The organism is Thermodesulfobacteriota bacterium (assembly GCA_036482575.1).
In the GTDB taxonomy this organism is placed as follows: Bacteria; Desulfobacterota; GWC2-55-46; order GWC2-55-46; family JAUVFY01; genus JAZGJJ01.
This window is the reverse complement of the sequence record JAZGJJ010000058.1, coordinates 1-12736: the sequence shown is the minus strand read 5'-3', so window position 1 is coordinate 12736 and position 12736 is coordinate 1. Positions and strand designations below refer to the sequence as shown.

9 protein-coding genes and 1 tRNA gene are annotated in these 12736 nt (G+C 57.1%); 4 read left to right on the top strand and 6 right to left on the bottom strand.

The window, feature by feature from the left end; translation table 11 throughout:
• From ribD to V3W31_02660, 6 genes are all read right to left on the bottom strand, one after another.
• Nucleotides 1-716 (bottom strand): bifunctional diaminohydroxyphosphoribosylaminopyrimidine deaminase/5-amino-6-(5-phosphoribosylamino)uracil reductase RibD (gene ribD / locus V3W31_02685; GenBank protein ID MEE9613844.1); only part of this gene is annotated, 716 nt, incomplete at its 3' end.
• On the bottom strand, nucleotides 706-1185 hold the full coding sequence (gene nrdR, locus V3W31_02680; GenBank protein ID MEE9613843.1) for a transcriptional regulator NrdR: 480 nt from the start codon (nucleotides 1183-1185) through the stop codon (nucleotides 706-708). The genes nrdR and ribD, both read right to left, overlap by 11 nt.
• Before the next feature lie 177 nt (nucleotides 1186-1362).
• Complete coding sequence (locus V3W31_02675) at nucleotides 1363-4452, bottom strand: efflux RND transporter permease subunit (protein MEE9613842.1); 3090 nt, start codon at nucleotides 4450-4452, stop codon at nucleotides 1363-1365.
• A 33-nt stretch (nucleotides 4453-4485) separates the two neighbouring features.
• Complete coding sequence (locus tag V3W31_02670) at nucleotides 4486-5577, bottom strand: efflux RND transporter periplasmic adaptor subunit (GenBank protein MEE9613841.1); 1092 nt, start codon at nucleotides 5575-5577, stop codon at nucleotides 4486-4488.
• Entirely contained in the window at nucleotides 5574-6938 is a 1365-nt protein-coding gene (locus V3W31_02665) for a TolC family protein (GenBank protein MEE9613840.1), read from the bottom strand. The genes V3W31_02670 and V3W31_02665 overlap by 4 nt, the downstream gene beginning before the upstream one ends.
• Before the next feature lies 1 nt (nucleotide 6939).
• Complete coding sequence (locus V3W31_02660; GenBank protein MEE9613839.1) at nucleotides 6940-7566, bottom strand: TetR/AcrR family transcriptional regulator; 627 nt, start codon at nucleotides 7564-7566, stop codon at nucleotides 6940-6942.
• Nucleotides 7567-7901: 335 nt separating this feature from the next.
• On the opposite strand from V3W31_02660, the gene V3W31_02655 reads away from it, so the two are divergent.
• From V3W31_02655 to V3W31_02640, 4 genes are all read left to right on the top strand, one after another.
• Nucleotides 7902-7977, top strand: a tRNA-Ala gene (locus tag V3W31_02655).
• 199 nt (nucleotides 7978-8176) lie between these two features.
• On the top strand, nucleotides 8177-8953 hold the full coding sequence (locus V3W31_02650; GenBank protein ID MEE9613838.1) for an ABC transporter permease: 777 nt from the start codon (nucleotides 8177-8179) through the stop codon (nucleotides 8951-8953).
• On the top strand, nucleotides 8950-9687 hold the full coding sequence (locus tag V3W31_02645) for an ABC transporter ATP-binding protein (protein MEE9613837.1): 738 nt from the start codon (nucleotides 8950-8952) through the stop codon (nucleotides 9685-9687). Before V3W31_02650 ends, V3W31_02645 begins: the two co-directional genes overlap by 4 nt.
• Nucleotides 9677-12736 (top strand): glycosyltransferase (locus tag V3W31_02640; protein MEE9613836.1); only part of this gene is annotated, 3060 nt, incomplete at its 3' end. The genes V3W31_02645 and V3W31_02640, both read left to right, overlap by 11 nt.

The following is a 12736-nucleotide window of genomic DNA, read 5'->3' as shown; positions in this document are numbered from 1 at the left end:
TCATTATTGGATGGGGAGGAAAAAATCCTTGCACCAGGTGGTGTTACAAGTTTTGTATCGACTACGGCCCTTGCCGGGTTCCGGCCGTTTGAAAACCTCACCGTAAGCCGGGGGTCGTCCCTCACGGCCGTACCGCTGCCGACCATCACGCAATCCACGGTATTTCTAAGCTTATGGACGTAGTTCCTGGCCTCTGGGCCGGTTATCCACTTCGATTCCCCGCCTCCGGTGGCAATCCGCCCGTCGAGGCTCATGGCGAGCTTTAAAATAACGTAAGGAATCCCGGTGGTTACATGTTTTGTATAGGGTTCGTTAAGGGTCCGGCAGTCGGATTCCAGCATGCCGGTCACCACCGTGATCCCGGCGGCCATGAGCTTCTTTATGCCCCTGCCCCGAACCCCTGGGTTCGGGTCTTTCATGCCCACAAAGACCCTCTTAATCCGGGCCTCGATAATGGCGTCCGTGCACGGCGGGGTACGGCCGTGGTGGCAGCAGGGTTCGAGGGTCACATAGAGGTCGGCGCCGCTGCTTTTTCGGCCCGCCCTATCGAGCGCCTCCACCTCGGCGTGGGCCAGCCCGGCCTTTCGGTGGTAGCCCCTTGCTACTATCTTCTTCCCCTTTACGACTACCGCGCCTACTGCAGGGTTTGGACTTGTTCTCCCTAATCCCTTTTTAGCGAGACTAAGGGCGGCCCGCATGAACTTCTCATTTGGCACGGCCGCTCTTTTTCTTTTTAATATTACGGAGTTGCTTCATTTCTCCCATAAATTCATTTATGTCCGTGAACTCCCTGTAGACCGAGGCGAACCTCACGTAGGCGACCTCATCGAGGGCCTTAAGCTCCTCCATCACGGCCTCCCCGACGTCCGTGCTCGGGACCTCCCTCTTCCCCGACTCCATGAACCGGGTCTCCACCCTTGCGACCGAGCCCTCGACCTCCTCGATGCTGACGGGCCTCTTCCTGCAGGCGGTCCTTATCCCGCCGAGTATCTTTGTCCTGTCAAAGGCCTCGCGCCTGCCGTCCTTCTTTACCACCAGCGGCAGAGTCTCCTCTATCCGCTCGTAGGTGGTATACCTCTTTCCGCACTCGAGGCACTCGCGCCGCCTTCTGGTGGCGATCCCGTCCTGGGAGAGACGGGAGTCTATTACCTTATCCTCTATATGGGCGCAGAAAGGACACTTCATAGAACTGCAATATACAGGATACGCGGATAAAAAACAAGGACGACACCATGATGGTGTTTCCTTTTCTGAACGGACGTTAGTGGCTTATGGGGCGGAAATTGCAATGGGGCCTCGTATGACATTGACCGTGCGGCAGCACCAGGAGGGAGGGGGGCTCTCGGGCTTACCGAAAAACTCCTACGGCCGCTTTTCCGCTCCGGTAGAGATATCCTCTCCCTTTCCCGTAATAAAAAACCCCTTCAGGTCGTCCACGAGGGTATAGACGACAGGGACGACGAGGAGGGTAAGGAAGGTGGAGGTCGCCATGCCGCCTATGACCGCTATTGCCATAGGCGCCCTGGCCTCGCTCCCCGGCCCGATGCCGACGGCCGTCGGGAGCACGCCGAAGACGGTCGAGAAGGCGGTCATTAATATCGGCCTAAGCCTTATGGGCCCGGCCTCCAAGATAGCCTCGTGCATCTCCATGCCGCCGCGCCTGAGCCTGTTCGTATAGTCCACAAGGATTATGGAGTTCTTCGTTACGAGACCCACAAGGAGGATTACGCCTATGAGGCTGAAGATATTGAGCGTGTTCCCGGTAAGCCACAAACTCCCGAGGGCCCCGACAACGCTAAGCGGCAGCGAGAGCATCACGGTAAAGGGGTGAATAAAACTCTCGAACTGCGAGCCCAGCACCATATATATCACTATTACGGCCAGGAAGAGCGCCACCATAATGCTTGCCATGGACTCCTTGAAGAGCTCGGCCCTTCCCTCGAGTCTTGTGGTATAGCCCTCGGGCAGGACCTCGGCGGCTATGGCGGAGATGTCCTCTATGGCCGAGCCGAGCGTCTTACCGTCCTCCAGGTTGGAAGATATGGTGACGCTCCTCTGGCGGTCCTTTCTGTTTATGACGCTCGGGGCGGCCTCCTCCTTGACCGTAACCATGTTAGAGAGCTTGACGAGCCGCCCGTCCCGCGCCCTTACCATGAGTTCTCCCACGTCCTCGGGCACCGTCCTCTGGGACTCTATGAGCTTTACTCTCACGTCGTAGCGCTTTCCCGCCTCCTTGAACCTCGTGACGTCCCTGCCGCCTATGAGCGTATTTATGGTGCTCGCGATCCGGGTTGTGTCCACGCCGAGGTCCGCGGCCCTGTTACGGTCTATGTTGACCCTGAGTTCGGGAAGCCCTATATCGAGGTTCGTGTCCACGTCCACTATGCCGGGGATCTTTTCGAACCTCTTTACTATCTCGCCCGAATGGGCGTCGAGCCCCTCTATGGTGGGCCCCTTTATGGTAAACTCAAGTGGAGAACCGCGGTGGCCTCCACCGAAACCAAAACTCATCGCACCCACGAAGGCCCGGAGGCCCGGCTCGCTGTTGATCTCGCGCCTCGCCTGGCCTATCACCGCACTCTGCGCCCGCTCCCTATCTTCGGGAGGGTGCATCCTGACGAACATGAGGCCGCTATTTACCCGGCCCGCCTCACCGAGCCCTATGGCGGCGAAAAAGCCCTTTATCTCCGGGAGGCCCTTCAAGACCCTCTCGCCGTGGGCGAGTTTGGCGTCGGTATAGTCTATGGAGGAGCCTATGGGGGTCTCGAAGTTGACGATAAAGCGCGACTGGTCCTCCGGGGGTATGAACTCCTTACCGAGAAGCGTCCATATGCCGAGACTCAGGACGAAGACCACGAGCGCCACCGAGACCACGAGCACCCTGTGCCTGAGTACCAGGGCGAGGAGCCGCCTGTACAACCCCTCCACCCTCTTAAAGAGCCCCGGACGTTCCGTGGTGGTGGAAAAAATCTCCTTTTTGCGCACCTTCAGGAAGCGAGAGGAGAGCATGGGGGTGAAGGTAAGCGCTATGAAGGTAGAAAGGGATACGGCTATCGCGACCGTTATGCCGAACTCGTAGAAGAACTTGCCCATAAGTCCCTTCATAAAGGCCACGGGTACGAAGACCGCCGCAAGAGAGAGCGTGGAGGCTATGGCGGCGAAGGCGAGCTCGCCCGCGCCGGCCCGGGCGCTTTCCACCATGGGTGTGCCCCGCTCGCCGTGCCGGTAGATACTCTCGAGGATTATGACCGCGTCGTCCACGACGACACCTATGGCGAGTGTCAGGGCGAGCATGGTCATGGTGTTAAGCGTAAAGCCGAGGAAGTATACGAAGAGCAACGCCCCCACCATGGCGAGCGGAATGGTGACGCCCGTTATAAGCATGGCCACCACGTTTCTGAGGAAGAGGAAGACCACCAGCGCGGCGAGGATACCGCCGAAGATGAGCGCGAACTCCATCTCCTCCATTGCGTCCTCTATAAACGTAGACGAGTCGAAGGCCACCTGCACCTTCATTCCGGGCGGGACGTCCGGCATCGACCTTTCGACCTCCGCCTTTATAGCCCTGGCCACCTTGACCGTATTGGCCCCGGCCTTCTTCCTTATCCCGAGCCCCACCGCGGGCTCGCCGCTGTACCTGGCGACACCCCTCTTGTCCTCGAGGCCGTCCTCCATGTGCCCTACGTCGCGGAGCCTTACCGGGGAGCCGCCCTTCCATGCCACTATGAGGTCGTTGAAGGCGGCGACGGTCGGGAGCTCGCCCTCGGTCTTTACGGCGAACTCCATCTCGCTGCTGACGAGTATCCCCCCGGGTATCTCGACGTTCTCCCTCTGGAGCGCCTCGACCACGTCGTCGGCGGTAAGGGCCCGGGCCTCGAGCTTCGCCCTGTCGAGCCAGACCCTTATGACCCTCTCGCGCTTGCCGCCGACCATTATCGAGCCCACTCCCTCTATGGTCTCGAGCCTTACCTTAAGCACGTCGTCGGCGAAGCCGGTTATCTCCTGGATGGGACGCTCTCCGGAGACCGCTATCCACATGATGGGAGAGCCCTGTATGTCGAGCTTATCGACGACCGGGACGTCGGACTCGTCGGGCAGTTCCCTCAACACCCCGTTCACCTTGTCCCTTACGTCCTGGGCGGCGATGTCGATGTCCCTCTCCATCTTGAACTCTATGGTGACTATCGACGCCCCGTGGGAGGAGGTGGAGGTAAGGTTCCGTATGCCCTCGATGGTGGCGACCTCCTCCTCTATTATGTCGGTCACGTTCTCTTCGACCACCTCCGGGCTCGCGCCCTCGAAGACGGTGATGACCGTGACCACGGGGAAGTCGACCCTCGGGTACTGGTCCACCCCGAGGCGAGAGAAGCCTATGGCGCCGAAGACGAATATCGCCGCCATAATCATGAAGGTCGTAACCGGCTTCTTTATGGAAAATTCAGGAAGAAACATCCTATATTACCGTCCCCCTTTTGAACTGTTCCGTTAATCGACGACGTTTACCTTCGCCCCGTCGGTAAGGCCGTGCGCGCCGTCCACGACGACCTTCTCCCCCTCGCCTATGCCGTCCAGCACTTCAACCTTACCCCCGTGCCTCTTGCCGACCCGAAGCTCCCGCCGGCTCGCCGCCCCGTCAGAAACGACGAAGAGCACGGACTTGCCCCCCCTCGTTATCACCCCGCTCTCGGGGACGAGGAATATGCCCGCCTTCATGCCGGTTACGATCCGGACGTCGGCGAAGAGGCCGGGCTTAAGGAGCCCGTACGGGTTGGGTATCCGGGCCTTTACCTTGAACGTCCTCGTGTCTTCGTCAAGGGACGGGCTTATAAAGTATATGGTCCCGGTGAACTCTCCGTCGGGGGCGGACTCCACCCTTACCCTCACCTGCTGGCCGGTGCGCACCTCGCCAAGATACCTCTCGGGTATGGAGGCCGACACCTTCACCGGGTCTATATCGATTACGCTGAAGAGCTCGTCCCCGTCCTTTACGTAGCTCCCTCTCGACACGTACCTCTCCGAGATGAAGCCCGTAAGAGGCGAGGTAACGCGCGAATCCCTGAGTTCCCTCTTTGCAAGTTCCAGCGCCGCCTCGAAACTCTCCACCTCGGCACTATGGGCGTCCCTCGCTGCCAACGCCTCGTCGTACGCCTCCCTCGTTACCATGCCCTCGCCTGCGAGTTCTTCCTTTCTCTTTAGATCCTTCTCGGCGTAGTCGAGCTCGGCTCCGGCCTTCCGGAGGTCGGCCCCGGTCTTCGCCACCCCGAGGGAGAACTTTTTCTCATCGAGCACGGCCAGCGGCCCTCCCCTCTTAACCCGCTCCCCCTCGTCTCTGAAGATGCGCGTCACCCTGGCCGCGACCTCCGCGCTTACGACCACTTCCTCCTCGGGCTCGATCGTGCCGACCGCCTCGACCCTCTGCACCACGTCCTCGGCGGCCGCGGTCCAGACCCTTACGTTCGGAGGCGGCGCCTGCCGGGCGGCATTGCCGCCCTTACCCCCCTTACCCCCATCCTCACCGCCGCAGGCGTAGAGGAACACAGCCGATAAAATGCACAGAAGAACGACTTTTTTCTTCATTTAAGCTCCGCCTCCGTAGGTTTCTTTAACGCCAGTACCTTACTGACTTCATCGAGGAGTATGCCGGCGCTCTTCTTGACCTCGATGAGCGCAAGCTCGTAGTCGTAGGTCGCGCCCATGAGCCCCGTCTGGGCTTCGACCAGCGTGGTGCCCGCGTCTATAACGTCCATCGTGTCCGCGAGACCGTGGGTGTACTGCTTGAAGACCATGGAGTAGTTCTCCTCGGAGAACGAGAGCTGTTTTTCGTAGGAATCCATTACCGAGGCCGCCGAACCCATCTTATTGTAAGACCGCCTTACCTGAAGCTCTATATCGCGTCTCAGGGCGAGCCTCGCGAGCTCGGCCTCCCTCAGCTTGCTCCTCGCCTCTCCAAGCTCCGCCCTCCGGAGCCCCCCCTCGAATATGGGAAACTCTATGGTCAGGCCGGCGTAGGCGACGTCGTTCAGGAGGAACGGGGTCGACGGGGTCTGCTCCCTGTAGGTATATACCCCTTCCAGCTTGAGGCTCGGCCTGAAGTGGCCCTTGACGTAGTTTATCCCCTCGGCGGCTACCTCCTCGTCGATAAGCTTTCTCATGTAGTCCTTCCTGTGCCGAAGCGAAAGCCCGATAAGCTCGTTCACGCCCATGTCTATCCCACCCTCATTGGTTTCCGGACGGAAGATCTCCATGGGACCGGTAACGCCGGTAAGTCTCCTTATCTCGTCCTCGCCGTCCCGAAGGAGTGCTGCGGCCCTGGTGAGTTCGGCCTCGGCCCCGGCGGCCTCGGCCTCGTCCCTCAAGACCTGGGCCCTGGTGGCGCTGCCCACCCTGAAGCGGGCCTCCGAGACCCTGAGCCTCTCTCTTGCCCTCTTAAGGGAAGCCTCCTTTATCTCCACCTCTCTTGCGGCCTTCAGGGCCCCGTAGTAGGCCCTGGCCGTATCCATAATAACGTTCTCCCTCGCCTCCTCCAGCCCGCTCCTGCTTCCGGCGAGCCTTTTCCTCGCCTGCCTTATACCGCTCTTCGCCCTGCCGCCGCTGTAGAGAGGCTGGGTAAGCCGGGCCTCGAAACGCGTGCTGTCCTCGGGCTGGAGTAGGAACATCTCGCTCCCCTTCTCCTCCGAATACCTCGTATAGGTACTCTCGAGATCGAGAGTCGGCAGGACGTAGGAGTACGCCTTGTCTATGTCGAACTCGCTCTGCGTCATGGACTCTCTCGCCATGCCGACGCTCTCATGGCCCGCAAGCGCCATGACGAAGGCATCGTAGAGGCCGAGCCGGGTCACGCCGCCGAACTCCCCCCCCTCACCCGCCTTACCCACCCATGGAGCGGACAAGACGGAAAGGGAAAGAAAAAAGAGCGCTATAATAAAACGGCTTTTCACTTCACTTACGTCTTCCCTTCGCCATGCCGTTCATAAAGATATCCACGAACATTTCGGCCACGTCCTCCGGCCGCCGCTTAAAGAACTTCTTGAAGCCGAAGACCTCCTGGAACATGCAGTAGTGCGCGACCATCCCGGCAAAAGCCCTTGCCGCGAGCTCGGGGTCGCCCTTCTTTAACGACCCATTACGCATAAGCTCACCCACGTGACCCGAGAGAAGCTCCAGGCTTTCCATGCCTCGGGACTTCATGAACATATCCGAGAGTTCGTGCCCCTCGAGGGCGCTGAAGAAGAGGAGCCTCGTAAAGGTGGTGTCCTGCCGGTACCTCTCCATTATAAGGAGGGCGAGCTCCTTGAAGAACTCCCTGCCGCTCTTTCCCTCGAGCCTTGAGGCAAGGAAGAGCCGTCCCTCGGGGTCGGTGCAGTACTTGTCTATGAGTGCTGCGTAGAGATCTTCCTTCCTGGCGAAGTGCTTGAATATGGTGGCCTCGCTTATCCCGGCCGCCCTGGCGATCTCTCTCGTGGTCGCGCCCTTAAAGCCCTTTTTGGCGAAGAGCCCCGCGGCAACGTCCACTATCTGGGCGCTCCGCTCCTTGCCTGGCATCCTCTTCTTTTTCTTCCCCGGCATCTATACCCTCTCCAGAGCAGTATTAAGTAAGTAAGCACTCACTTATATACGAGTATAGTCCCGTCCCCACCCGCTGTCAAGGGAAAACGGTGCTGCCGCACGGTTGACGCCATACGCGACCGAATTGCAGCCTACACCCCGTCCACCCCAGACGGCAGCTCCGGATTTGAAACACCGTCACGGTGCTGCCGCACGGTTGACGTGTACGCGGGCCTGATAGTCATTTCGTCCGCAGCACACAGGTGGTCGTCCTGAATATTGAACAGCGTCACGCTGGGCTACGATTCCAATTGACACGCGGGGGCGTTGGGTGTTAAATATTAAGGCTTGCGAATGGGGCTGTAGCTCAGCTGGGAGAGCGTTTGGCTGGCAGCCAAAAGGTCAGGGGTTCGATCCCCCTCAGCTCCACCAAAAAAAGACAGAGGGGGTCAGCCTTATGGGGCTGACCCCCTTTTACGTGAAGACGCACCGGGGGGGGGGGGGGTGCCTTCCGGCAGCCCCCCCTCCCCCACTTCATCGCCACCATGCAACATCTTCCTACGGTACGGCAAATATGCTATCATGAACTGTTTTTGCGAAGCTCGCTCGACCCCAAATCAGGATTTTGATCATGACCGGAATAAAAACGCCACTTACTCACTATATCGACATCATATACGTCCTGACGCAGAAGGAGATGAAGGTCAGGTACAAGAGCAGCTACCTGGGCTATCTATGGTCCGTACTGCATCCGCTCGCGTTCGCCCTGGTCTTCTTCATGGTCTTCAAGGTGGTCATGAGGATAGGGATGGAGGACTACGCGATATTCCTGATTGCGGGGCTGTTCCCGTGGCAGTGGTTTTCCAATTCAATCAACTTTTCGCCGATGATATTCATCAACAACGCCGCCATCGTAAAGAAGGTCAAGTTCCCCAGGGACACCCTCCCCCTCTCGGTGGTGCTTCAGGACATGATACACTTCATCCTGTCCATCCTCGTTATAGTCTTTTTCCTTCTCATATACGGCAGGGCCCCCTCCCTCTCCTGGCTATACGGCGTACCGGCCCTGCTGGCAATACAGTTCCTGATGACGTACGGCATATCGCTGGTGGTCGCCTCGGTGAACGTCTTTTTCCGGGACCTCGAAAGGCTCACGACTATATTCATGACCTTCCTCTTTTACTGCACGCCCATCATATACCCCGAGACCATGGTGCCGGAGAGATATCAGTACCTGCTGAGCCTGAACCCCCTCGCTCCTCTTATGATAAGCTGGAGGGGGCTTTTCCTGGACGGGACGGTGGAGCCGGGATATCTGATGCTTAGCCTCGCGTATGCGGTCGTCTCGTTCGTGCTGGGTCGTATGATATTCAAAAGACTCTCCTGGAAGTTCGCGGAGGCCATATGAACGAGCCGGCTATAGTCTTCGACGGGGTCTGCAAAAGCTACCCGCTATACCACCATATGGAGGGGATTAAAAACTTCCTCTTCCGCCTCCCCAGCGCCATAAGCTCCATGAGGAAGTCGAGCTACGAGGTGTTGAGGGACGTCTCGTTCGAGGTCCGCAAAGGGGAGTGCCTGGGCATAATAGGAAAAAACGGCTCTGGCAAGAGCACCACCCTGGGGCTCATCGCCGGGGTGCTGAGGCAGTCGAAGGGGCGTATCGCCGTAAGCGGCAGGGTCTCCCCCATACTCGAACTCGGGGGGGGGTTCCATCCGGAGCTCACGGGAGAGGAGAACATAGTCCTTAACGGGGTGCTCCTGGGCCTCAGAAAGAAAGAGGTGGAACGCCGGCTCGACGAGATTGTCGGGTTTTCGGAGCTGGGGGAGTTCATAGACCAGCCGATAAGGACCTATTCGAGCGGCATGCTCGCGAGGCTCGGCTTCTCGGTGGTCGTGCACCTCGACCCGGAGATACTCCTCATAGACGAAGTGCTGGCCGTAGGCGACACGAAGTTCCAGAAGAAGTGCATCGATAAGATGCTGGCCTTCAAAAGGGACGGCATTACGATGGTCTTCGTCTCCCACGCCATGGACGACATAGAAAAGATATGCGACAGGGTCGTATGGATCGAGGACCATTCGATAAAGATGGAAGGCAAGACCCGCGAGGTAGTCGAAGGATATACCAATGGGGGATAAGGTAGTTCGAGGATACCGTAATCGAGGAAGCGACATGACACCATGCCCCATATGTGAAAGCACGGACACAACGCTTGTGTCCGTAATGAAGAGTGTCTGCACGGGAAGCCTGGACGAAGAGTTCACTTTATACAGGTGCCGCATGTGCGACAGCGCGTTCTTCCGACCATTTCCGCGGGACAACTACGCGGAGAGCTTGAACGTATACGCGGACAGATTCGAGATAGAGCATACCGCCGGGGTGTTGTTTATGGCGAGCCTGATATACCCGCTCAGAGCAGTGCCCATAAAAAACTCGCTTGACATAGGGTGCGGCCTGGGGTTTCTCACGGACATCGCAAGGGAGACACTGGGCATCGAAAGGACTCTCGGCATAGAGCCCGGAAAGAGGCCGAAAATATTCGACCATGAGGTAATAAACGGCTACTTCCCGGGGTGTCTGGATAATAAGGGAGAGCCGTTCGACTTGATCTTATCAAGTGAGGTTTTAGAGCACACACACTCCCCTTCCGAATTTCTGCAGGGCATAGTATCCTCGCTCGGCAAGAACGGCGTCGCGGTCCTGACGACCCCGAACGCCAACGGTTACTTCAAAATAGATTGTGCTACGGAAAAAAGGCTTACGGCCGGTCCGGGAGGCCACACGATACTCTTCTCTCCGAAATCGGTAACCATGCTCCTGGATAACATGGGTGTCCACCACCGCATCTTCTTTTCGGAAGGAGCGTCCGGAGACAAGCATATGATCGTATATCTGTCCAGGGACGCCGACCTGCTGTCCCGGATAAATTACCTGAGACCCACGACTCCGGAAGTGATCGATTTCCTGGACGGCTACCTGTGGAATACAATAAAAAAGATCGAAGGCCGGCCCGGCGAACGAAAAAAATGGCTGTACTTCGGCTACCTGTTCCGCTTGATAGAGCTTCGAGTGAACAGGGGTAACTACAGGGCATGCGAGAAGATAATGGACGACATGATAGCGGGGCTTGAGAGTTTTTATCGGATAAAAATATCCAACCTCGAACCCGGAATTAACGAAATGGACGCGGAGGATATCTCCTTCGACGGCTTCATGGAACGGTTCCCTGCGTTTCTTGGCAGGTTCCTATACTTCCACGGCCTTTATTTGATGAACCATAAGCGGGAGTTCAATTCGGCCCACAGGGCCTTTAAAGCCGCGTGTAACGTTTTGGAACTGGGACAGAACTTTCCCTTCTTCTTTGCCGACCGTGAAATTATGAAACTATCGAACAACAACAAACGGCTTGCCAGGCGGCTTGCATCCACTGAGGGACTACCTCCGGGGCTAAGCACTGCAGGGCGTGGCCTGGTGAAATTAATCGATCTTGCCGGACATATCGACAGGCCGACCCTTAAGAAAGCCGTGTACTATCTTAAAACTTACGGGTTGAAGAGGTTCATGGAAAGAACGCTGGGAAAGGTGTTTGTCGACACGAGGCTAAGAGAAGTTATGCTGACTATCGCGTCGATTCCTTTCCTGATAAACAAGCAGAGCATCGGGAAGGTACGCGCTTATCTCAAGGTGTTCGGCCTCAAGATCACCTGGAGAAAGATTGTCGGCAAGATCGAAGGTACGGCGGGGCGCAAAACCGAAGAAAGGTTATATCAATCGTGGATAAAGAAGCAGGAGCCGAATGAGGACGGACTAAAAGTTCAAAGAAACAAAAAGTTCGAATACGAACCGAAGGTAAGCGTCGTGGTCCCGACCTTCAACACCCCGGCGCGGTTCCTGATAGAGATGCTGGAGTCTGTCCTGAGCCAGACATATTCAAACTGGGAACTATGTATCGCTGACGGGAGAAGCGCCGGGGGTCACGTGAGAGAAATATTGGAAGAGTATGCCGGGATGGACAGCCGCATAAAAGTTGCCTTCCTGGATGAGAACAGAGGCATTGCCGGGAACTCAAACGCGGCCCTTTCGCTCGCCACGGGGGATTTTGTCGCCCTCATGGACCATGACGATATCCTGCCGCCGTTTGCACTCTTCGAAGTCGTAAAGGCGGCAAACGAAAACCCCGAGGTCGACTTCATATATTCCGATGAGGACAATATATCGACGGACGGCAAGGAAAGGTCCAACCCTCACTTCAAGCCCGACTTCAGCCCGGATTTACTGCGAAGCTGCAACTACATCACGCACCTGTCCGTCATAAGGAAAAAATCGATCGATGATGTGGGTGGCTTCAGAGAGGGGTACGACGGCTCACAGGATTACGACCTCATACTCCGGGTTACGGAAAGGGCAAGAAAAGTGGTCCACATACCGAAGGTTCTATACTACTGGAGAAGGAGCCCCTCTTCCGTCTCGGACAATCCCTGGTCCAAGATGTATGCCTACGAAAACGCAAAAAAGGCATTGGCAGACCACCTGGAAAGGTCGGGCCTGGAAGGGGATGTAGAACACGCTTCATTCCTGGGAGCCTACAGGACAACCTATAAGATAAAAAATAACCCAAGGATTTCGATAATCATCCCCAGCAGGGACCACGCGGAGGAGTTGAAAAGATGCGTCGGGTCGATCCTGGACAAATCCACTTACAGGAACTTCGAAATCATAATCGTTGAGAACGGAAGCAGGGAAGAGAAGACCTTTGAATTCTATCGTGAACTGAAAAGTTCAGGGAATATACAGGTCGTGGAATGGGACAGGCCTTTCAACTATTCGGCGATTAACAACCATGCCATAGAGTTCAGTTCCGGCGACTTCATCTTATTTTTGAATAACGACACGGCAGTGATTAGTCCGGACTGGCTTGAGAGGATGTTGGAGCATGCATCGAGGGAGGAGGTCGGGGCGGTAGGCGCCAAGCTTTACTATCCCGACAAGACCGTCCAGCATGCAGGCCTGATCTTATGGAGAGGCGGCCTGCTCGGCCATTCCCACAGGTACTCCCCCATGACCTCACAGGGGTATCATGGCCGCTTAAGCGTCGTTCAGAACCTGTCCGCGGTTACGGGTGCATGCCTCATGGTACGAAAAGAAATATTTAATGCGGTCGTCGGGTTCGACAACGAGTTTACATGG